This window comes from Paenibacillus sp. FSL K6-1122 (assembly GCF_037977015.1).
GTDB classification, from domain to species: domain Bacteria; phylum Bacillota; class Bacilli; order Paenibacillales; family Paenibacillaceae; genus Paenibacillus; species Paenibacillus amylolyticus.
Genome location: NZ_CP150272.1, coordinates 5824181 through 5847457, shown reverse-complemented (window position 1 = coordinate 5847457; position 23277 = coordinate 5824181). Strand labels below are relative to the sequence as shown.

Below are 23277 nucleotides of genomic sequence, written 5' to 3'. Positions count from 1 at the left end.
GCAAATGAACAGAGTATAAATATAGGGAAATTTGTCCAGAAAGTTCGTTGCTTCGCCACATTTTTTGCGGTACACTAACTACTATCCAGAAGTGAAACCTGAATGTGTGAAAGAAGAGGTGAATGTCGCCCGATGCAATTTATACCTGTGTTGGTATTGATGGTATTATTCTTCGTTATGATGTTTGGTATCGGTTTCATTCTGAACATGCTGATGAAGACAACCTGGTTTCCTTCCTATCTGTTCATTATTGTAATTCTGCCTATTGTTGTGTACTCTCTATGGGATCAGTCGTCATCTCTGATGTCACATCTGGGTTCTTTCCAGCTTGTAGACTATATGACGGGCATCGCTGGACTGGCTGGTGCGATAATCAGTGGCTGGACGATCCAGAAGTTGCGTTTGGGTGGGTACAGAATGTTTTAGATTGTTGGAAAGAGGTAACACATGCCACTGTAAACGCGTGAAAGTCTTGTCTTTGTCGTAAACGCTTACGATTACAAAGGGAAGGCTTTTTTGCTATTCATTTATATTAGAAGGATTATTGTACACTTGTACTTCATATACATCTGGAGAACATTCTCTTTAGATATTCCCTTGTATTCTGCGGCTACAGCTTTTATAGTATTCTAGCGGCTCTCGACATTTTTATTTAGAAATTTACTGAATTCGGCGAAAACGTGAATGATGTCGACCTAGGACGAAACGGAGCGAGAACAGGCCATCTTTTTACCTGTTTTTGAGCATTTGAGGATCAGACATTTATGATAGAATAGATAAACATACTTTTGGGGAGAAGGAGATCAGGCTATGCGCATGAAGAATCTGCACCATTATACTGAACATCATCGCTACTGCGTATACAGGGAGTTTGGACTTAGCGCCCTGGATGACCGTATGCTTACAGGAGCATATCAGCCCATGGTAGGTGCTTTTGCGGTTGGCTTGTATCGGCTGTTGTTTCAGCATCTTCCCGGTGAACAGGTCGGTTATTCGCCGCTTGAACAGCAACGGAGGCTGTTCATGACGCTTGGCTTGGAGCCAAGTGAGAAAGGGCGCAAATATTTGTTAGAGCAGACATCCAAGCTTGAGGCAGTGGGGCTACTTCAGACTTCACGGCTATATATACCGGAAAATGATGATTACATCTACGAATATGAGCTGCAACCGCCGCTCTCTCCGGTAGAATTTTTCCGGACACAGCATTTGACACTGTTGCTTCGTGACAAGATTGGCAAATTCGCTGTCCTTTCCCTGCGTTCCGGTTTCTCGGCGGTGGAAAATGGGGACGCACCTTATCCGGCAGCCAATAAAGAGAATATTTCCGTTCCCTTTTACGATATATTTGAATTGAATACCCATGTGATTGATTACGAGTTGGAGCAAGCATTGTCGGAAGTATCGACTACGGCTCAGCGGACAGGCACGAACGATGCAGCGGAAGAAAACAGTTTGAACTATGCCGACATTATTTTGCGTTTCCCGCGGGAGTCCGTCAATCGCCGCCATGTAGAACAATTGCGGTTCGATCACGAACAACTGGGCATTGTAAATTATGTAGTGAATAAGTTCAACCTCAGTGTGCAGGATGTATGCCGACTCCTGGACGAAGATGATATCTTCAGTCCACAGGGCCAGCTGATTCTGGATGATCTTCAGCATAAGGCGAGCATGCAGTTCAGACAGACGAAGAAGCGTCATGAACAACAGACTGTACAGGCAGCCAAGGTCGTGGCACTGAGACAGCATATGGAGGAGCCTGAACGGAAAGAGGACTCCGGTGAACCACCTGTTGAGCATGGGGTACAGATGGAATACTACGTCGAAGTACCTCCGCAATTTATGACCAAGTGTGATATTCATCAATATAATATGATGTTGCGTAATGAGCCATACACACGTCTGCTGCAGACGTTCTTCCCAGGTGCAGTACCGGACAATCTCATCGATATATTTGAGAAAATTGATCTGAGTTACAAGTTGCCGGGTGAAGTCATTAATGTATTGATTCATTATTTGATGGCATTGCTTGTATCCGGCGGCGAGCAGCGGATTAACCGTAACTTCGTTGAGGCGATCGCCTCCAACATGTTGCTCAAGCAGGTGAACTCTTACGAGAAAGCTGTTCAATATATTCGTGATCAGGCCAAGGTCAAAGGCAAACAGGCTGCTGGTGCAGCTGGAACCCGTACCCGTACATACGGCAAAGGAACCAAAGCCAAGCCCGAAATTCCGATTGTACAAGACATAAGCACCGATGGAGACGCCGTATCCGAGGAAGAGTTCGAAGAGATGATGCGATTTGCCCAGCAGATGCAGGCGAGTAAGCAAAAAGGCACTTCTTAAATATTTTTAATAAAGCCAAAAAGACGAGTCCTCCGATTAATGGAGACTCGCCTTTTTGCTATATAAGTTGAACTGAAGAAACGTATTTTACGTTTAATCATTTCCATACGTTCAGGAGGGGGCCGTGTGAAATAGCGATGTCCTAATCACTTCGTTGGACAGACAGAGTTTTGTGTAAAAACGGCCACCATCCGGGAACGGCTATTCTTCGTATACATTTCCGAACTGACTTACTTGACCGGCCCCATCCAGGTTGAAATCGTCTTCTGCTGGTGCGGCAACGGCGGTTTTAACTTCCCGTTATCGATCAAATGCTTCAAAATATAAGCGACAAGCCGGCCTCCGCCGGTGTTGCCTCTCACCATGTAAGCAAGCTGCGGCTCCAAATGCTTCGGCTGATTTTGCAGGAACAGGTTGAGCATTTTGTCGTAGAGCTTGCCGACAGCAGGCGCATACAGAGCGGACAAATCCGGCATTGCTTTGTTCAACCGATCCAACGTTTGCGGAGAGTCCATCCAGACCGCATTGAACTTGTACCCCTCCTTCGTCTTGCGGATGTACCCCTTCTCCAGCAGGAACGAATATTGCTCAGCGTTCTCTTCGTTGTCGGGCAGTTCCCCTTGTTGGAACGCATGACAAATCTCGACATTCCGATATTCCAGCAAACGCCAATCCATCTGGCGGTCGCTCCAGTACGTATTGAATTGCCACAAGTATAAAGGAGAGTCTTCGACGTAGCGGAGCGACGGACCGAAGGTGACGTAACTACTCATATCAAAACCCGGATCGGCATAGTGGCTCCGATTTAACGCCGCATAGGCAATATATTGACCTCCGTCCTTTCGCATTGGTGCGACCGCATCGAAGTTTTCGCCAGCCGGCATGCTCCGCCAAGATTGCTCCTCGATGTTCTTGGGCAGCAAGGTCCAGAGCAGGAAATTATAGTCGCCGTCCGGAACGTAAACTCCGCTATCCTCGACTTGCCGGCGAACTTCCATTATTGCGTCGAAATGAACATCGGCCACTTCGGCGGCGCAATCTTGCCAGAATTGATGACCAGCTACGGCTAACTCGAAGAGGTCCCAGACGATGGTATTGCTTTGATATTTGCCGGGAGAGGTTTGGATGAGAAAATTGTAATCGGCCAGGTGCCGGACTTCGCCTTCCAGCAAAGACGGCGGCATTCCGAGCTCCTCCGCGATTTGATGTACGGTACGCGCCTTATGATAAGCCGCGTAAACGATATTTTGCGCCAAGGCGCGTCCAAGAAAATCGTTGGTTTCGCCCAGGCTGCCGGCCGAACCGGAATGGCCCATTTCCCCCATGCTGACCGGATTGACACTTAAAGTTCCTGTTGCACGCATACGTTTCATCCCTTTCCGTAACTTCTTTTTGGCCTCGCTCAAATGCCACTTCACCGTGTTGACAGGAATGTTCAGAGCAATCGCGATATCGCCGATTTTAAGCTCGTCGTAGTAATGCATGACCACGATCCGGCGATGGATGTCGGACAGAAACGCGACTTCTCGGCGGAGCTCGCGGTAAGCTTCGGTTACCAGCAACCGGTCAAGCGGTTCCCGAGAAGGGGCGGCCGACAGTTCGGACATGCCGTTGATTTCGATCGCTTGGGGAGCGTGTGCACGCTTTTTCAACCAATTCACCCAAGTGTATCGAGCAACCGTCCAGACGTAAGCGTCAAGGCTTCTAATGTCCCGCACCCCAGAGAAGGATTTCAACAACTGCAGCATAATCTCCTGAGCCAGATCCTCCGCCTCGGCCCGCTGCTTGACCCGGTTTAATGCAAAACCGAAAATCGGTTTGACATAGCTCCGAATTGCTTCCGCTGCTTCTTTTCCGTTTTTACCAATTGAATCCATCTTTTGCCTCCATAGTTGCATCTGTAATTCCTGACAATTATATAGTGTGCCAGGCGAAATAAAGGTTGGGATTATTTTTTTAAAATTTGGACGTCCTAACGGATCGCTCATACATGTATAATTACAAACATCAACATCATGAGTAGGTTATTTAAATGGTTAAAGAGACGTTATGAACTTTTTGTTAAACGAGATGAAGATTACTTTAGATGTAAAGGTCTCACTTTTAGTATATAAAGATACTTCTTTTCCGTTCAACTATGGGAGGATACAAACTAGGAGCACGAGCCGAAGTTCTTCTTCGGGTACTTGGGGTACTCCTTCGTTCCGTAGTTAACCAGGAGTGGTCTCGATTAATTATTCAAACGCATAATTGAAATTCATTATACTAACGAGAAACGTTAGCTTAATGCTCAAAGAATCGACGTAATCAACTGCGGTTTAGAACTAACGGATGACAATAGGGATCGTGCAAAAATGCTAACAATCCTTATTGGTATACCTTTAGGGGGGATGTACTCCAGAAAATACGGACAAAAAAAAGCCCAAAAGGGCTACTTCGATAATTGTCATAGTAAACTTTTCCTAGTACTCTCACTGGAAAAAAATTATATCCTTAACTTTCCCTTGTAGGAGTATGAGTAGCAACTTTCCATTTACCTTCCTCATAGGTTAAAGTTATTTTTGCAGAGAGCGACCCCTCATTGGCACGATACTTACTGACCTCTATGGCAATGTTATTATCTGATTGCTTCTCCTGCTTTTCAATTTTCAGTAAAATCCCTTTTAGCGTATTATCAGACCGTTCAGACAGTCCTTCTTCAATCAATTCTTCATAGGTTAGGTTATAAATTTTTACGTTATATTTGCTGTGAAGGTAATCGTCAATGCTTTTCTTATCAGAATCCTTTAATGAAATTCCTTTATCAAAATCCAATGAGATATACTCCATGTTTTCATTAAGAGCCGTATCTGTTGAAATTAACTCCTCCAACGCCATACGATAAGGTTCACCTGGTTCATTCTGCTGGCTAGAGCCAGTAACACCACCTGCGCAAGCTGATAGTAAAAATAACGCTACAACACTGAAAATAAAATGCATTGTCTGTACTTTTATGACAATCCCCTCCTGGGTACTCGTTTCCTAAATAAACGTAATGATAAACAGAAATGTTGTATTTCAGTTTAGAAAGAAGCCAAATTTGATCTGCCTAATTAAGCTAGCAAGTAGGTTAACGGCAAGGATCGTCTGTGAGCAGAACTGTAATATCAGGAGAATTTATGGTTTTAATAGAGGATAATGATTACTTATTATTCCAGATATATGCTACTCTCTTTTTATTCCATAGTTTTCTTAACGGAGAAATGGAAATTTAAATGTTGGGGGTAATTGCTTGCTTCTATCCGAACGATTGCCAATTGCAGCAAGTCTGTACCCTGAGGAACCTGCGTTAATGAGACATGGGCAAACGATGAGTTATGGGGAGCTTTACGGTCTGGTTGAAAGATTCAGTCATACCCTGTATGTTGAAGGACTCCGGGCCGGTGATCGTATTGCCCTTTTAGGTGATCCAGATCCCCAGCTCGTTGTTGCGTTTTATGCAGCAGTTGGGATCGGCGCTATACCACTCGTTCCTTCTCCTATGCTAACAGTACCTGATCTCGCTGCCATATTTCAGGATGCAGAACCACATATGGTTATTCATGATGACCAACATGCTAAAGTAGCTATTGCCACGGTAAAGCTTCTTGGGTATTGTCCAAAACTGTTCACGATAGACGAAGAAGGGACGAATAGCAGTTCGCTCGCTGCTCTTTTACAGCAGGAACCTGCGTTCTCTCCAAAAGACCATTCCAAACGAAGTTTAGACGATAGGGCAGTCCTGATTTATACGGGTGGGACAACTGGTCGGCCAAAAGGGGTCATGCATTCGCATCGTGGTATGGCTGCTTGGAATCAACTTACGCCTTCTGCAGGCTTCGGTCATGATCTCAAGCGTCGTGTGTTAGTGCTCAACTTGTCCCATCTGGTAGGTCAGTTCCAGCTGTGGGCGACCATGGCTGCCGGAGGCTGTCTTGTATTTCTAGACGAATACCCGGCGGATGTACACCGCATTATGGAAGCTATTGAACGTGATCAGATTACACAACTCAGCACAGTAGGCCAACTGCTTCGTGATCTTACCCGCGAGGCATCCGTAGGAGGTAGAAACTTGAAGAGTCTATCGCTTATTGGCTGCGGAGGGTCCATTATTTCCCCGGATACACTACAGGAGGTTGTATCGCAATTTCCTGAAGTTATCATTGTGAACAACTACTCACAAGCGGAATGTGGAATGTCCATAAGCCGCCTTTTTCCTGCTCAGCATATGGGCGATCCCCATCGCCTTCGATCCGTAGGTCGTCCTGCTGACTTGGCTGCCCAAGGTGAGCAGGCCTTCGAAGTTCGGATATTAGATACGGACGGAAGTGAGACAGTTACGGGCGAGGCTGGAGAAATCGTTGTTCGAGGTCAACAGACCATGCTGGGGTATTGGCGCCAGTTGGAGGCTACTGCCGAGACCATGTCCGATGGTTGGATTCGAACTGGGGATGTCGGTTGTCTGGATGCCGAAGGTTACCTTTATGTGTTTGATCGCTTGAAGGATATGATTATTGTGGACGGTTCCAATGTGTTCTGTGCCGAAGTGGAGCATGTTATTGTGAGCCATGAGTCGGTAAGCGAGGCGGCCATAATCGGACATCCTCTTCCTGACGAAGGCGAGGAACTTGTCGCTTTCATCGTGTTACAGGATGGTGAAAGTATGGATCTGACGCAGGTGCGGGCGTTTTGTGAGCCACACCTTGCTCCGTACAAATGGCCGACTCAACTGTTCATTGTGGATACTTTGCCGAGAACAGCCGTGGATAAAATAGATAAAAAGCAGTTGCGCAAGCATCTATCCTCAATTTCATCCGAAGGACTATGCTAACGGGAATGCTGTTTAATAGCTGTTGGGTTGAATATTTATTGTTAGATCAACAAAAACAGCCCTTCAACTTCCTTTTGGAAGTGAAGGGCTGTACGTTTTTATCTCAACTGTTATGCAGACGAGAACAAAAAAATACTTTGCAGTATTATCTCAAAATCGTAGCGGCCTGATTGCCTGCATAATCCTCAATGACCAGCTTCAAAGAGCTGTTGCTGGACGCTGGCGTGAAAGTCAGTTCGCTCAGCTTTGTTCTTCCCCGAATGATATACGGGAATTTCTGCGAAACGTAAGTGACTCCGAACTCGCGTGGTACCCCATTTTCATATACATAGATCTTATACCAGTCCTCCAGATCCGGGAGGGCTAATGTGTACTTTCCATCTTTTACCGTGACCTTTTCCTTGGCGTATGGTGTAATCTGAAGATCTGCGAGCTGTCCGGTATGGGTAACCGGGTTCTGCCCGCCAATGGCGATATTCAGCACGTAATGTTCACCATTGGTCGGAAGTCCGGTCAAGACGGCAGACTGTTTTCCTTTTTTGACCTGAAGTGACTTGGTGAAAGGTTCTTTCGTGTATTCTGTTTCTAGTGTGAGCTGAATTGACTCTTTGCCTTTACCGTTGTCTTTATTTTTATCCTTGTCCTTATCCGTATTCTTATCTTTGTCTTTGCCTGATTCTTTTGCCTTTTTCGGGTTTTTCCAGCTTACAATAGCATCGCCATTCTTTTTGAATTTCACATCTATATTCTGAACAGATGCATTCAGATCGTAAGGCAGGACGGTTGCTTCACTTTCGGTACCATCTGCACCAACCGCACGGATAGACAGTTCACCAGATGGCTGTTTTAGTGATTTGATATAAAAAGTGGAATCATACACGCCGCCTACATAGGCGCCATTTTCATATAAATTGTATTGTTTGACCTCAGAATAGTCTTTCATGTCCCATGCGACAACCAGTTCGTCGGTATTGGTCAGTGCTTTGGCAATATGGAATCCGGTCGGTGCATCCGGTACAGCCGCTGAACCGTCGGAAATGCGGATCTCGCCAATATTCATCTGGTAATTCTCAATCGCTTTGCCATTCGGGTCAAAAGATAATCCCATAGCGGCAATGGTTTTGCCTTGATAGGCGCTCAAGTCCAGTGAAGCGGTCTTCCAGCCTTCTGTATGCTGGCCTGCATTAGGCACATTTACGTTGACCACGTTGGATGGATCATCTTCGAAGATCAACCCAACATGCAGGGAGGAAGCGTCACTAGTCGACGGTTTGTTATACGTCAGTTCCAGTTTCGATTGTCCGTTGACGGACAGGTCGGTTTTGTAGAGGCGAAGGAAGTTCTCCGCGTTCAGTGTACCGTTCACCACGAGAGAGCTGCCGCCATTAAACGCGCCAATGGAGTCATAGTTGTACCTTGCGCCTTTCTCATAAGAGGGACCATAGTCAAAATCAACACTGAGCTTGTCACCGTTACTATCCATCCACCATTGCCAAGTGACAGGGATATCCTGAATGTTGATATTCGACCATTCTTTATCGTTCGAGACAGCACCGTCTTCATAATATTTCAGGCCGTGGCCCGTATTGAAGTTGGTTGCAAAATTGGAGCCGTTGATGACGGAACGCTCGGTCAGATAAGCGGCAATCCCATCCCAATTTGCACCGGAAGCATACACATCCGACAGATCGGCAGACGCATTACGACGTGCATCTGTCGGGTCTTGATTTGGACCAGACCACCAGGCACGATCACGTACAAAGGTCATCCACTGGTACTCATCTTCCGCACGATGATTGGTGCTGCCATCGCCCATCTCTTCATCCAGAGCGTTGTGGGTGAAGTCGGCACCTAATGTCGCGATGCTGTTCATCGGTTGACCGTTCTCATCCAGGTTATGGCGCAGGTCATAGGATTGCTTCCAGCGGCCGAATTTGTCATGTCCACCTTCGACACCAGCAAATACGGTTTCCAGTGGATCCAGTCCCAGGCTAAGGGCATGATCACGGGAATCGCGGAGCATCTTGTGGTTCCACACATAGTTCAGGAAGATGGAATCCGAGACTCTGCCGAGAACGGAATCTTGTACAAAGGGGCTGTTGAGCCCATTGAATTGGTTCTGGTATTGAATTTTGCCTGTTGTATTGATGGTGGAATCATACCACTGAACGTACAGGCCTTTATCTCTTAGATATTTCATGAATTTCTTGTAGGAAGCGATATCTTCAGGGGCTACACCCCGGGCAACTTCTTCCTGATTAAAGAAATATCCATCGTAGTTGTAGTATTCTGCCATCTCGGCCAGTTTCTCGGCCACAGGGAAATTACCGTTTTCATCTTGGATCAGCATTTGTTTATAGGTTTGTGGCCCGCGGTCATTGTCCGAGAAAAAGATGTTAGCAATGGACTTAACGCCATTTTTGTGGGCTGCATTGGTGTAGGCCGGATTCGGAATGTTCAAAATGCCAAACTCGAAGTATTTCTCCGTCCACTCTTTACTCGGATCGTATAGCTCCTCAGGTACTCCCGCAGAGGCCATGCCGTGCCAATAGCTGTAGTAGTCTGTATATTGCCAATAATTGAAGAGGTACTGGCTGAATTCATTGGTATAAGGTGTGCTATCGAAGAATGCATTGCCATAATCACCACTCATTGTGAACAGTTGGGTGTCCGGGCTAAGCTCAGGATAAGCCTGTGTGGCAGCGAACGCTTCATTACGGGGCTGCAAGGGAACATGGGCACGAAGGAGATCACCATGGATATCACTTTCTGGTGTCCAGTTCAGAATCTGGGCCGAGGTGTACCCGTGTTGATAGGGCTGATTCATCCCTTTGGCGCTTTCACCGGTGTAAGGGAGCGTGTCTCCGGCATAAACGGATGATGCAACAACTTGTCCAAGCAGAGCCGTAGTCAGGACCATGGCAGTGACCTTGGGAATGATGCCTTTTGCTTTGAGTTTGCGTGTCATGCTGTTCCTCCTTCAAGTGGAATGAATGTAAGGTATTCTTTTACACAAAGCTAAACTTATGGTTAACGATAGTGGATGAAAGCGTTTTTAAATAGGGTGAAATTAAAGAAACACAGATATAAACTAAAGAAAAGTTGCAGGTGACAAGTTAATGTCAGAAGCCTGATGGTATAATTCAAGTCAGGAAAACAGCATCGGAGGGAACATGCGAATTGAAAATTGTTAGCGTTTACAATAATTTCTTCAAAAATAATATGTTTATGAAAATGCTCCTGATTTTCTCGATGATATCGATTGTCACGATCATTACATTGTCTTATATCATCTTCCTGTCGGTGTCCGACTCCACGATTCGCCGGGAACTGGCGATCCAGAAAGCGGCGATGGAACATGTGGATCGGTACATTCATCAGCAGTATGAATCGGTGCAAAACATGGTGAGGGATATGCATCAGAATGAGGCGCTTTCCGCCAACATTACTTATCTGATGAATCATTCGTACGCTGAATATGTTCAGCACATGACCAATGGATATTACGCCAATCAGGATGACTATTCGGCCGATGTGTTGAAACATTTTCAAAATATTATGGATCGCAATTCGCAGATTAACCAACTCATGTTGTATAGCGCTGAGCAGCAGGATCTGTCTACCTTTAATCAACACAAGCAGTTCCGCAAGCTGGACGCCAATGTAGCTCATTCCTATATTCCGGACGTAATGGCGATGGAAACGCCCAATATCAGTGCACCCAACTACTGGATTCGCAAAGAGGTTAATCAATGGGACCCTGCGATCTACTCCATCCGCGTACCAATTAACAATACACAGACTCTTCGGAATCTGGGCCAATTTCTTGTCTTCTTTGACTCGGAGGGAATCGGTAATGCGCTGGATAACTACGAGAGTAATCTCAAGGGAGACATCGTGGTGTTATCGGCGAAAGGGACAGTGTTATTTGACTCCAACAATCATTATTACGGGAAGAAGTACCCCTACGTGAATGTAGCCGATTCCCTGTTTGATCAGACGGATATGGATTCAATGAAAAAGGAGCAGAACATGTATGTGAACAAGTTTGTCTCCGCTGATCAGGGGTATGTGGTCATTGGCACCGTTCCGGTAGAAGAGATGGCTGAAACCTATGCGGGTATTCGCAATACCATCATCTCGATCAGTATCGTATGTATTTTGTTTGCCGTGCTGGTTCCGGCATTTTTCATTATTAACTTTGCCAAACGAACCCGTCGAATTATCCGCTTCACCCAAAAAGTGAAATATGGCAATTTGACGGCTCGAATCGACGATCCGCGAGATGATGAACTGGGGCAGATCTCACATAGCTTCAACGATATGCTGGACGAGCTGAATCTGTACATTGAACGGGTCTACAAAGCCGAAATCAAACAGAAGGAGACCGAACTGGTCGCGTTACAGGCGCGTATCAACCCTCATTTTCTCTACAATACGCTTGAAGTGATTCGGATGAGGGCGATATCCCAAGGGGCGAGAGATGTTGGCGAGATGATCTATAGTTTATCCGTATTGTTCAAGAGCCTGGTACAGCAAAAGAAAAATTATACGCTGAAGGATGAGATGGAAGCTTGCCGCTTGTATCTGGAGTTATTCCGAATCCGCTACAAGGATATTTTCATATATACGATCCAGATCGATGCTGCATATTATCAACACCCTGTGGTCAAACTTTCGCTGCAACCCATTATTGAGAATTATGTCGTACACGGCATTCAAACAGAACGTTCGGATAACCGATTATCCATTGTTGTGGAAGAGACGGATAATGTGGTGCAAGTGGAAGTCAAAGATAATGGCAAAGGCATTGATCCGGCACGCCTGACGGAAATCCTTGAAGAACTGGAACGTCCTGAAGAGTCTGGTCAGATGTTCGGGCTACGCAGTGTCCATAGTCGATTGCGCTTCCTGTATGGGCCAGAGTTCGGTATCACCATAGAGAGCACCCTCGGAGAAGGAACACGAATCAGGGTGCGTTATCCACATACAGAAGGGACAGGTGTGTAATATGTACAAGGTGTTTATTGTGGACGATGAGCCATTCATCATTGAAGGTTTATACGATATTGTGGACTGGTCTTCGTTTGGAATGGAAATTGTTAGTCATGCGGGCAATGGACAAGCGGCGTTACAAGCGCTCTCTTCTCAGCCTGTGGACATTCTGATCACGGATATATCCATGCCACTCATGAATGGTCTTGACCTGATTCGGGAAGCAAGGCGAGTGAAACCTGAGATTAAGGTCATTATCCTCAGTGGTTTCAATGAGTTCGAATATCTGAAGGAAGGCATGCAGCTGGGGATTGAAAACTATCTGCTCAAACCGATTAATGTAGAGGAACTGGAATCCACGCTGAGCAACACCGCCTCCAAGCTGGATCATACGGTATCACCTCAAGCCGATGATGCGTATGGCATCCAGATTCTGAAAGATAACATTCTTCATCGATGGCTTACGGGACAGATTGCAGCTACCGAATTTGAAGAACGTGCCCAGTTCATGAACCTTTCGCTGGATGCACCGGACGTTGCTGTGGCCATTCTGCGTGACAAAGGGCAAGTACCTGGCATGTTTGAACGTGTAGAAGAGATGCTGAGAGACAGACGCCATCTGAACGTATTTCATGATATCGATGGAGACATCGTCATTATTGCCAATATTCAGGGTACGAGTGACGAGGAACAGAAGTTGATGGATGGCTTGCAGGCATTATCTGATGAGATAACCGTAACCCATCCGGCGGCACGCATTGGAGCAGGCAGATTGATGAAAGGGTTATACCATGCGCCGACCAGTTATGCCGAGGCCAAAAAAGCACTCCAGTATGTGATGATTTATCCCGACCTTAAAGTCATCGACCATGCCATGCTGGAAAGGTGCGGAAGTTCAACGGCGACCTTTTTCATTGAATGGAGGGAGTATGCCAAACTCATTCTATCCCGCAATACAGAACAACTTGCCGACCGGATTCGCATGGATTTTGAACAGCATCGCGATGGGCTTACACCTGGGGAGTTACAGAATACCGCACTGGAAGTTGTGATTCGCTTCAAAATGGAACTGGAGAGCATCAAACACTCGGATGAGTCTGCCATATACCAACAAGGGCTTCAACTTGTACTGGACAGTGGTACTTTTGATGAACTCGTGCGGGCGCTTCAGCAGGTTGGGTCGCAGACGATCCAATCCCTATTGCAGGATCTGAAAAATCCAATTGTAAACCAGGTGCTTCAGCATATCGACAAACACTACGCAGAAGAACTTTCCCTGAAGCTGCTGGGTGCCCACTATCATCTGCATCCGGTGTATTTGGGACAATTGTTCCATAAGGAGACCGGGGAGACGTTTGCCGAATATATCAACAAATACCGGATTGAACGTGCGAAGGAGCAACTACGCAATTCCAATCTGAAGGTACATGAGATCGCCCGAAATGTAGGGTATTGGGAGACGGGGTATTTCTATAAACAGTTCCGCAAATATGTAGGAATTTCACCGACTGATTTCAAGGTGTTTGGTTAATTCGGTGACGGGTAGATCCAACCATGCGGACAGAGAGCCAAGAGACATATCGGGAACAGGAATGGCATGGATGAAAATCATGGCATACGTTACCCGGCATGTCTCTTTCATGTAAGCGATTTATTTAAATAGGTACAAAATAGATGCCCAAGGACGATTTCTCTTTAATTTGTACCTCGAAAACTTAAGTTTATCTTCTTTTTGTAAATGCTTTCATTCGATAAGGTTAAAGCAGTTAGTAAGTAGAGCCTAAGGGAACACGAAAAGGGAGGATCAAAGAAATGAGTAAACAAAGAAAACGCTTCTCACTCGTTCTTGCATTGTTAATGGCCGTTACACTTGTTCTTAGTGCCTGTGGAGGAAGCAAAGATGCTTCAGAATCCGGGGGAGCTGGAGATGACGCGGTAGAGTTGATCTGGTATACCATCGGTACCCCTCAGAAAGACGTCAACAAAGTGATGGAAGAAGTGAGCAAGTATACCAAAGAGAAAATTAATGCCACGGTAACGATGAAGATGGTTGACTGGGGTGACTACCCGCAGAAGATGCAGGTTAACGTAGCATCCGGTGAGCCAATGGACATTCTGTTCACTTCTTCTGGTGGATTCGATTATGTACAAAATGCCAGAAAAGGTGCATTCCTCGAACTGGATGACCTGCTTGCTGAATACGGTCAGGATCTTACCAAGACCATTGATCCTGCATTCCTCAGCGGCTCCAAGGTAGATGGACACAATTACGGAATTCCAGCCAACAAAGAGTTGCCACAACAAGAGGTATGGCGCTTTAACCAAATGCTGGTTGATAAATACAAGTTGGACATCTCTGGCGTTCGTACGTTAGACAGTCTGGAGCCTCTGCTCAAAACAATTAAGGAAAACGAGGCGAGTGTAACACCATTTGCCATGGATAAAAACTATGTTCCTTACGTGCCTTATGACTATGTCATTCAGAATCTGCCAATGGCAATCAAGCTGGATACAACAGACTATAAGCTTGTAAACATACTGGAAACACCTGAAATGAAAGAAGCACTTACCACGATGCACAAATACTACAAGGCTGGTTATGTATCGGCAGAAGCGGCGACAACAGGTTCCACGAACGACCTGACAACATCGGGTAACTGGTTCCTGGATCGTGCACAGACTCAGCCGCTCGCGGACAATCAATGGTCTGCAAGTTACGGTTATCAAGTCGTTTCAACACCTGCAAGTGAAGCAATTATAACGAATACATCTGTACAAGGCTCCATCATGGCCATCTCGGCCAACTCGGAATATCCGGAGAAAGCGATGGAATTCCTGAACCTGCTCAATACAGATCCTGTGCTGCGTAATATGGTGGACTCCGGTATTGAGGGCACACACTACAAAAAAGTGGATGACACGCATATGGAAAATCTGCCTGAATCGAAAAACTACGATATGCCTTCATACTCCCTTGGGAACAACATGCTGCTCTATCTGAACAGCAATGACCCGGATAACAAATGGGATGAGTTCAAGAAGTTTAACGCTGAAGGTGTCAATTCCCCGATCCTCAGCTTTAACTTTGATGCAAGCAATGTATCGTCCGAACTGACGGCGGTACAGAACGTGAAAGAGCAATATTGGGCAGCACTGATGACAGGTACACTGGACCCGGCAGCCAATCTGGATCAAGTGATTGAGAAGTTCAATCAAGCCGGACTGGAGAAAGTAATGGCTGAAGCCCAAAGCCAGCTGGATGCCTGGAGAGCGGAAAACAAGTAACAGTACATCGTAAGGATCGGGCGGCTGCTTATCGCGTCCGGTCCTTTTTCATTCAAGCCTGAAGGAGGATCTCCACAATGACTACATTTTTGAAAAACCTGATTAGAAACCGAGTCATGTTGCTCATGGTGCTACCAGGCGCCATCTGGTTCTTCTTCTTCTCCTACTTGCCACTCGTGGGTACAGTGGCTGCTTTCAAAGAATATCGATTCAGCCGTGAAGGGTTCTGGGCAAGTCTGATGAAGAGTGAATGGGTTGGCTGGGACAATTTCAAATTCCTTTTCAGCACTAGTGACGCATGGCTCATTACACGCAATACCCTCTTTTATAACATCGCCATTATCTTCCTCGGACTGGTATTTGCTGTGGCATTGGCAATCCTGCTCTCGGAACTTGTGAATAAACGACTCGCCAAACTGTATCAAACCGGCATGTTTCTGCCGTATTTTCTATCCTGGGTTATCGTTGGTTACTTCGCATTCAGCTTCTTGAGCATGGACCGCGGGATGTTGAATCAGATTATCGGCTGGTTTGGGATGGAACCAATTCAGTGGTACTCTGAGGCGAAATATTGGCCGTATATTCTGGTATTCGTAGCGTTATGGAAAACCATCGGTTATAGCAGCGTTGTCTATCTGGCTTCCATTCTGGGAATTGATAAATCACTGTATGAAGCAGCCATGATTGATGGAGCAAGCAAATGGCAGCAGATTCGCAATATTACGATTCCGTTGCTGTCGCCCATCATCACGATTATGACCTTGCTGGCCGTAGGCCGCATTTTCTATGCCGACTTTGGACTCTTTTATCAGGTGCCAAGGGATTCGGGTACGCTATATTCCGTGACAAATGTTATTGATACGTATGTATATCGAGGTTTGAAAACTAGTGGTGAGATCGGCATGAGTACAGCAGCGGGATTGTATCAATCCGTGGTGGGCTTTGTGCTTGTTATTATCTCCAACTATGTTGTTCGCAAAGTAGATAAAGACAGCAGCCTATTCTAGGACAGGGAAAGGAGTGAACCACTATGGCTCAAGCAAGGCTCGTTAAAAAACGCGACTTCCACCACGTATCCAACGGATGGAACGTGATCATGAACATCATCGCAGGTCTATTCGCTCTGATCTGTGTATTTCCTTTTATATTTGTAGTCATCATCTCGTTTACAGACGAGAAAGCACTGGCCCGTGATGGGTATCGTCTGATTCCGGCAGAATGGAGTCTCGCGGCATATCAGTTTGTCTGGCAGAGTGGGGACACGCTACTGCGGGCGTATGGAGTTACCATCCTGGTGACGGTACTTGGTACCATCATCAGTCTGATTCTCATGTCGCTGTATGCGTATGCGGTTTCCCGCAAGAGCTTCAGATATCGGAGATTTTTCTCCATCTTTGCAATTCTTACCATGCTGTTCAACGGCGGGATGATTCCAACCTATATGGTCGTATCCCAGCTGCTCGGGTTGAAAGATACGTTATGGGCACTGATTCTGCCGCTGGCGATGAATGCCTTCTATATTATGATCCTGCGTACATTCTACTCCACCAGTGTACCGGATGCAGTCATTGAATCGGCGAAGATTGATGGCGCCGGTGAGTTCTATACCTTTATGAAAATCGTGGTTCCACTCTCCTTGCCGGGACTGGCAACCATCGGGTTGTTCAGTACACTCGGTTACTGGAATGATTGGTTCAATGCGCTGTTATACATCGATAATCCGAATCTGGTACCACTGCAATCTATGTTAATGCGGATTGAGTCGAGTATTCAATTTATCCAGCAGAACTCTGCTAACAGTTCGATGAGTCTGGCAGCCATGCAGTCCATTCCGCAGGATACGTCCCGAATGGCGATGGTTGTGCTTGCTACGTTGCCAATTATATTCGCTTATCCGTTCTTCCAGCGTTATTTCGTACAGGGTCTGACGGTGGGCGCGGTCAAAGAATAACCGGATCACGTTATAGGATTGGAGAGATGCAGATTGATGACTTATAAGGACCAAAGCAAATCCGTAGAGGAACGGGTACAACACCTGCTTAGCCTGATGACTACGGAAGAAAAAGTAGCCCAACTTACGCAGCCATTTGGCTGGCAAACATATACGAATGATCAAGGGAACATCACGTTAAATGAGTCCTTTAAACAGCAAGTGGAAAATGGGGGCATCGGCTCCCTCTATGGTGCACTTCGCGCAGATCCGTGGACGGGCGTTACGCTGGAAAATGGACTATCCGCCAGAGAAGGCGCTGAGGCGGTCAATCTGATTCAACGTTATGCAATAGAACATTCCAGACTGGGGATTCCCATTCTGATCGGGGAAGAGTGCTCGCATGGTCATATGGCTATTGACGGAACGGTCTATCCTGTCCCTCTTTTACTGGGGAGCACCTGGAATGTGGATCTGTATCGGGAGATGTGCCAGGCAGTAGCAAGGGAGACACGTGCCCAAGGTGGCGCGGTCACCTATTCTCCGGTACTGGATGTTGTGCGTGATCCGCGCTGGGGACGTACGGAGGAATGTTTCGGTGAAGATCCGTTTCTCATTGGAGAGCTGGCAGTTGCTTCCGTAGAAGGGCTTCAGGGTGAAAGTCTTGACCGTGGAGATACAGTAGCGGCAACGCTGAAACATTTTGTTGGTTATGGCAGCTCAGAAGGCGGACGTAATGCAGGGCCTGTACATATGGGCTGGCGCGAGCTGCTGGAAGTGGATCTCTATCCATTCCGCAAAGCGGTGGAAGCGGGCGCTGCGTCGATCATGCCAGCATATAACGAAATTGATGGCACGCCTTGCACCGTGAATACGGAATTGCTGGAAGATGTTTTGCGTAAGGATTGGGGCTTTGACGGTCTGGTCATTACGGATTGTGGTGCGATCAACATGCTGGCAAGTGGGCATGATGTCGCGGCAGATGGAATGGAAGCTTCCGTACAGGCGATTGAGGCAGGCATCGATATGGAAATGTCCGGTGAGATGTTTGGGCAATATCTGGTGCAGGCGGTGGCAGAAGGCAAGCTTGATATGCAGGTTCTGGATCAGGCTACCTCTCGCGTGCTGGCGTTGAAGTTCAGACTGGGCTTATTCGAACAGCCTTATGTGGATGCCGATCGGGCAGCAGAAGTAATTGGAAGTGAAGCGCATATTCAACTGGCACGCCAGTTGGCTGCGGAAGGGGTTGTACTTCTCAAAAATGAGGCTGACACGTTACCTCTCTCGTTAGCAAATGTGGGCAGGATTGCTGTGATCGGCCCAAATGCGGATCAGGCCTACAATCAACTGGGCGATTACACATCTCCGCAACCGAAGTCGAAAGTGGCGACGGTACTGGATGGGATTCGCAGTAAGCTGGCTAATCATGTGGATGGGCAAACGGAGAAGAGTTCTGTTGGCCCTTTGACTGGTGACAGCAGTACAGATCAGGTGTTATATGCACCAGGCTGCCGGATCAAAGGTGATTCGAAAGAAGGATTCGAGCGTGCCCTTGAAGTTGCCAGCCAGGCAGATACAGTCATTATGGTGGTTGGTGGCTCCAGTGCGCGTGACTTTGGAGAAGGAACGATCGATCTGAAGACGGGTGCTTCCAATGTGTCCGATAATTCTTGGAATGATATGGAGTGTGGCGAAGGGATCGACCGGATGACGTTGGGGCTTGCCGGAGTACAGTTGGAACTCATTCAGGAGATTCACAAGCTCGGCAAGAAACTTGTCGTTGTTTACATTAATGGTCGTCCCATCACTGAACCTTGGGTGGATGAACATGCCGATGCAATTCTGGAGGCGTGGTATCCGGGCCAAGAGGGCGGGCATGCCATTGCAGATATTTTATTCGGTGATGTGAATCCATCGGGTAAATTGACGATCTCCATTCCGAAGCATGTCGGTCAGTTACCGATCTACTATAACGGCAAACGGTCCCGAGGCAAAAGGTATTTGGAAGAGGATTTGGAGCCACGTTATGCATTTGGATACGGACTGAGTTATACCACATTTGAGTACAGCGAGCCGAAACTGAGTGCTGCGTCCATGACAGCTGGTGATTCAGTTAAGGTATCGGTGAATGTGACCAACACTGGCCGTTATGCAGGTGCAGAAGTTGTACAGATGTACATCTCTGACATGGTCAGCTCACTAACTCGTCCGGCCAAGGAACTGAAGGGGTTTGCAAAAGTGAACCTGGAGCCGGGAGAGACACAGACCGTGGAATTCCACATCGGGGCCGAGCAGCTGCAGTATATTGGTCGTGATTTGAAGCCTGTCGTTGAACCTGGACAATTCCATATTCATATCGGCAGCAGCGTAAACGATACGCAAATAGCCGAACTGACTGTAAGGGAGGCGTAAGACGTTGGAACGTATCAGACGATTTATTCGCGAGTTGTCCGAACATCAGTGGCTGGAGCAATTACAGCTGCGCAACTGGGACATTACCCGCGCTTATTATCATGTGCCAGGACAGTATGAGGATCAGGGTGAGTACCCCGAAGGGCAAGATTTTGAGCGTTTTCCGAGCAAACAGGGAACGACTTATTTTTTCAGAACACGTTTGGAGATTCCTGCTACATGGCAGCAAACACCTTATGGGCTTGTATTTGAGACAGGCGGAGAAGGCTTGCTTCGGGTAAATGGGAACTCTTATCAGGGCCTTGATCGCAATCATACCTACGTCACGCTTGATCCATCCAAAGTCGGAAACGCTCCAGAACTGGAGATCGAGATGTTTGATCCGGTGCCTGAACCTGTAGACCCGTTGAATCAACAGGCGGTTATTCAGCCGCCAATCACATCAATTACGAGCTTGCTGGTGAGACCCAATGAAGCGGTTCGTAGTCTGATGTATACCGTCATTATTGTCCGTGATTCGGCTGTGTTGCTACCGGAAAGTGACTTTCGGCGGGTTCGCCTGTTAGAACTGGTGTATCGTGCGATGGATCAATTTGTAGGCATGTCAGCAGAAGAGATTGAGCAGGGAGAGGGTATTCGTCAGATTGAGAATAATCTGAAGCATCATGTGCGTGAGATTGGCGGAAACGCGGAAGGTCTGGAGCATATGGTGGGACAGTCCCATATTGATATTGCCTGGCTGTGGCCTGTACGTGAGACGGTACGCAAAACGAGCCGTACTTTCTCCACCGTGGATGCACTCATGAATGAATATCCGGACTATGTTTATTCCCAGAGCCAACCCTTACTATATGCGTTTCTGAAGGAGCATGATCCCGAGCTTTACGCGCGGGTGAAGCAGCGGATTGTAGAAGGCCGCTGGGAACTGGTTGGCGGCATGTGGGTTGAGCCAGATCTGAACATCCCGAGCGGGGAGTCCCTGATTCGCCAGATGTTATATGGTCAGCGTTTCTATATGGAGGAGTTTGGCAAGACATCACAGATTGAATGGTTGCCGGATACGTTTGGGTATTGTGCCTCCCTGCCACAGATTTTGAAGCATGGCAATGTGGAATATTTCATGACAACAAAGCTCGGATGGAACGACACAAATGTGTTTCCATACGATCTCTTCCACTGGGTGGGTATTGACGGCACACCGATCCTGTCCTACCTCAATCATGGGGTTAACGAACACACCCTGCCGAAGGACATTCATGATCACTGGCAGTCCTACCGTGAGAAAGCAACTCATCCGGAGCATATGCTTCTATACGGACACGGTGATGGCGGCGGTGGTGTAACACGCGAGATGCTGGAGTATGTGGATCGCGCAGACCTGATGGTAGGTCAGCCTGCGAGCCGATATAGCACAGCTGGAGCTTTCTTTGCCGGAATTGAAAAGGAGCAACCTGTACTTCCGAAGTGGCATGGCGATCTGTATCTGGAGTTACATCGGGGAACCTATACGACCCATGCGCGCAATAAGCGTAACAACCGGAAAGCGGAGGTTCTGTATCGAGAAGCTGAGCTGTGGAATACACTCGCTCTGCCAGATATGGAGGCAGATGCAGAAGCTGAAGTGCGTTCAGCACTGCATGAAGGCTGGAAATTAATTTTGCTGAATCAATTCCACGATATTATACCGGGCTCGGCAATTACGGAGTCCTACGTCACTTCGAATGAGGAATATGTTCAGGTATTTGAATTGGGCAGAACCGGACTGGATCAAGGCATTGCTGCATTGACAACGGGTATCAACACAGAGGGACCGGAAGGTTCAGTAGCCTATGTTGTATTCAACAGCCTGGGCTGGAAACGGAGTGCAGTCGTTCAACTTCCTGTGCAGGATGGCTTGGATCGCTACGGCATCGATGAAAAAGGCCAGCGCTTGCGGATGGATTGGGAGGATGGCAGCATGTCTATTCTCGTGACAGACATTCCGGCGTTTGGATATAAAACGATTTGGCTTGTACCGGAAAATACAAGGGAAACGAATGTACGGGAAATGACCGCCCTTGCCGCACAACCAACCTTTAATGATACATGGGATACCGCCTTTTATCATGTGCAGTTCAATGAACGTGGGGAGATCACCCGCCTGTGGGATAAAACCGCAGAGCGTGAGATGTTGAAGCCGGGTGAACGAGGCAATCAACTTCACTTCTTCCACGATCGTCCAACGCTTTGGGATGCATGGGATATCGACAGTCGTTATGAAGAACAGATTGCTGGCGAAGTGGAACTGTTGGAGAAAAAGCTGGTGCTGGCGGGTACAACGAAGGATATCCTGCGTTTCCATTGGAAGCTACATCAATCGGAAATCACACAAGATATCGTCTTTTATCATGATTCACGACGTATCGACTTCCAGACACAGGTGAACTGGAACGAAAATCACAAACTTCTGAAAGTTGGTTTCCCGATTGATGTGGTGACCTCCAAGGCAACATTTGAAATTCCATTTGGCTCACTGGAACGCCCAACACATCGCAACACAAGCTGGGAACAAGCGCAGTATGAAGTCTGTGGACATCGCTTCGCGGATGTGTCCGAATATGGATACGGCGTGAGTCTGCTCAATGATTGCAAATACGGGTACGACGTGCAGGGAAGCACTATTCGTTTGTCCCTACTGCGTGCACCCAAATGGCCTGATCGCACAGCCGATCTGGGAGAACATGAATTCACCTATTCCCTCTACCCACACGACGGTGACTGGCGAACTGCACACACCGTACGTCAGGCTGCCGAGTTAAATCATGAGGTGACGGTACAGCAGGTGAACCAAGTGCAACAAAAGGGTCAGATACAACAAGAGCACCAGATAGAGCAGGTACAGCCAAGCACAGGGACTGGAGTCGATCTAATTGCAGATACAACTGCAATTGAGGCACCTGTAAGTCCAGCAACAGGCTCCTGGATTAACTTTAATAGTAATCACGTCATTCTCGATACGGTCAAAATGGCAGAGGATGGGCACGGAACAGTCCTTCGTTTCTATGAATCATCAGGCAAACGCGAAACCATCACATTGCAATGGCCACATGCCTTTGAACAGGCGTATCACTCCAACGCACTGGAAGAACCCGTCCAACCACTGGCCCATACCAATGGCCAGATTACATTATCTTTTAAACCTTACGAAATACAAACCGTGCTACTGCGGTAAACCTTTTTGAAATATTTTTGAGCTATATAAGATGAACTTAAACATGTACACATAACGGAGAGTGCAGAACCAGATGGAGAAGCGAAGCGTTCGCCTTTATCCCCGGATTTTCCCTTTAGAGAAGGGAATCAAAAAAAATCTGGGGATAACAGCGATCGGAAGATGGTACTGCAATCGTAGTGTCCTAGTGTACAGTTAATGGGTTTATCTTTTTAGCTATACCATTCAATTTGTTTAAGGAGTTGCACT

General features: G+C 47.0%; 13 protein-coding genes. 10 read left to right on the top strand and 3 right to left on the bottom strand.

Translation table 11 applies throughout. The annotated features are described in order from the left end of the window. Positions 1-132 precede the first annotated feature (132 nt). Both NSQ20_RS26155 and NSQ20_RS26150 read left to right on the top strand, forming a co-directional pair. Positions 133-426 (top strand): YuiB family protein, encoded by a 294-nt coding sequence (locus NSQ20_RS26155; protein WP_036673352.1) that lies wholly within the window; start codon positions 133-135, stop codon positions 424-426. Between the two features lie 384 nt (positions 427-810). After that, positions 811-2346 (top strand): helicase DnaB, encoded by a 1536-nt coding sequence (locus NSQ20_RS26150; RefSeq protein ID WP_211082976.1) that lies wholly within the window; start codon positions 811-813, stop codon positions 2344-2346. Positions 2347-2576: 230 nt separating this feature from the next. Here NSQ20_RS26150 and NSQ20_RS26145 read toward each other — a convergent pair whose 3' ends face one another. Next, positions 2577-4223: an RNA polymerase sigma factor gene (locus tag NSQ20_RS26145; RefSeq protein ID WP_076319804.1), complete on the bottom strand. Its 1647-nt coding sequence runs from the start codon at positions 4221-4223 to the stop codon at positions 2577-2579. Positions 4224-4839: 616 nt separating this feature from the next. Next, positions 4840-5325 carry a hypothetical protein gene (locus tag NSQ20_RS26140; RefSeq protein ID WP_076319803.1) on the bottom strand — a complete coding sequence of 162 codons (486 nt, stop codon included), beginning with the start codon at positions 5323-5325 and terminating at the stop codon, positions 4840-4842. A gap of 292 nt (positions 5326-5617) precedes the next feature. Between NSQ20_RS26140 and NSQ20_RS26135 the strand changes: the two genes are divergently transcribed. Then, positions 5618-7195, top strand: coding sequence for a class I adenylate-forming enzyme family protein (locus NSQ20_RS26135; protein ID WP_340031189.1), 1578 nt, complete (start codon positions 5618-5620; stop codon positions 7193-7195). Between the two features lie 145 nt (positions 7196-7340). Here NSQ20_RS26135 and NSQ20_RS26130 read toward each other — a convergent pair whose 3' ends face one another. After that, positions 7341-10163 (bottom strand): endo-beta-N-acetylglucosaminidase, encoded by a 2823-nt coding sequence (locus NSQ20_RS26130; protein WP_338706976.1) that lies wholly within the window; start codon positions 10161-10163, stop codon positions 7341-7343. A gap of 254 nt (positions 10164-10417) precedes the next feature. On the opposite strand from NSQ20_RS26130, the gene NSQ20_RS26125 reads away from it, so the two are divergent. The 7 genes from NSQ20_RS26125 (at position 10418) to NSQ20_RS26095 (ending at position 23028) form a co-directional block, all read left to right on the top strand. After that, positions 10418-12205 (top strand): sensor histidine kinase, encoded by a 1788-nt coding sequence (locus tag NSQ20_RS26125; protein ID WP_338709001.1) that lies wholly within the window; start codon positions 10418-10420, stop codon positions 12203-12205. A 1-nt stretch (position 12206) separates the two neighbouring features. After that, positions 12207-13721: a response regulator transcription factor gene (locus NSQ20_RS26120; RefSeq protein WP_338706974.1), complete on the top strand. Its 1515-nt coding sequence runs from the start codon at positions 12207-12209 to the stop codon at positions 13719-13721. Positions 13722-14002: 281 nt separating this feature from the next. After that, positions 14003-15475, top strand: coding sequence for an ABC transporter substrate-binding protein (locus NSQ20_RS26115; protein ID WP_036605779.1), 1473 nt, complete (start codon positions 14003-14005; stop codon positions 15473-15475). 77 nt (positions 15476-15552) lie between these two features. Then, positions 15553-16482, top strand: coding sequence for an ABC transporter permease subunit (locus NSQ20_RS26110; RefSeq protein ID WP_036605780.1), 930 nt, complete (start codon positions 15553-15555; stop codon positions 16480-16482). 23 nt (positions 16483-16505) lie between these two features. Then, positions 16506-17426 (top strand): carbohydrate ABC transporter permease, encoded by a 921-nt coding sequence (locus tag NSQ20_RS26105; protein WP_340031188.1) that lies wholly within the window; start codon positions 16506-16508, stop codon positions 17424-17426. A 36-nt stretch (positions 17427-17462) separates the two neighbouring features. Further along, a complete protein-coding gene (locus tag NSQ20_RS26100) occupies positions 17463-19817 on the top strand; it encodes a glycoside hydrolase family 3 N-terminal domain-containing protein (protein ID WP_340033063.1) in 2355 nt (784 codons plus the stop codon). Positions 19818-19821: 4 nt separating this feature from the next. Continuing rightward, on the top strand, positions 19822-23028 hold the full coding sequence (locus tag NSQ20_RS26095) for an alpha-mannosidase (protein WP_340031187.1): 3207 nt from the start codon (positions 19822-19824) through the stop codon (positions 23026-23028). Positions 23029-23277: the final 249 nt, after the last annotated feature.

What these genes read in the sequence shown, in the direction of transcription:
- NSQ20_RS26100 (WP_340033063.1), top strand. Translation starts at nt 17,463, where the DNA reads ATGACTTATAAGGACCAAAGCAAATCCGTAGAGGAACGGGTACAACAC.
- NSQ20_RS26145 (WP_076319804.1), bottom strand. Translation starts at nt 4,223, where the DNA reads ATGGATTCAATTGGTAAAAACGGAAAAGAAGCAGCGGAAGCAATTCGG.
- NSQ20_RS26130 (WP_338706976.1), bottom strand. Translation starts at nt 10,163, where the DNA reads ATGACACGCAAACTCAAAGCAAAAGGCATCATTCCCAAGGTCACTGCC.
- NSQ20_RS26155 (WP_036673352.1), top strand. Translation starts at nt 133, where the DNA reads ATGCAATTTATACCTGTGTTGGTATTGATGGTATTATTCTTCGTTATG.
- NSQ20_RS26140 (WP_076319803.1), bottom strand. Translation starts at nt 5,325, where the DNA reads ATGCATTTTATTTTCAGTGTTGTAGCGTTATTTTTACTATCAGCTTGC.
- NSQ20_RS26150 (WP_211082976.1), top strand. Translation starts at nt 811, where the DNA reads ATGCGCATGAAGAATCTGCACCATTATACTGAACATCATCGCTACTGC.
- NSQ20_RS26115 (WP_036605779.1), top strand. Translation starts at nt 14,003, where the DNA reads ATGAGTAAACAAAGAAAACGCTTCTCACTCGTTCTTGCATTGTTAATG.
- NSQ20_RS26120 (WP_338706974.1), top strand. Translation starts at nt 12,207, where the DNA reads ATGTACAAGGTGTTTATTGTGGACGATGAGCCATTCATCATTGAAGGT.
- NSQ20_RS26105 (WP_340031188.1), top strand. Translation starts at nt 16,506, where the DNA reads ATGGCTCAAGCAAGGCTCGTTAAAAAACGCGACTTCCACCACGTATCC.
- NSQ20_RS26110 (WP_036605780.1), top strand. Translation starts at nt 15,553, where the DNA reads ATGACTACATTTTTGAAAAACCTGATTAGAAACCGAGTCATGTTGCTC.
- NSQ20_RS26125 (WP_338709001.1), top strand. Translation starts at nt 10,418, where the DNA reads ATGTTTATGAAAATGCTCCTGATTTTCTCGATGATATCGATTGTCACG.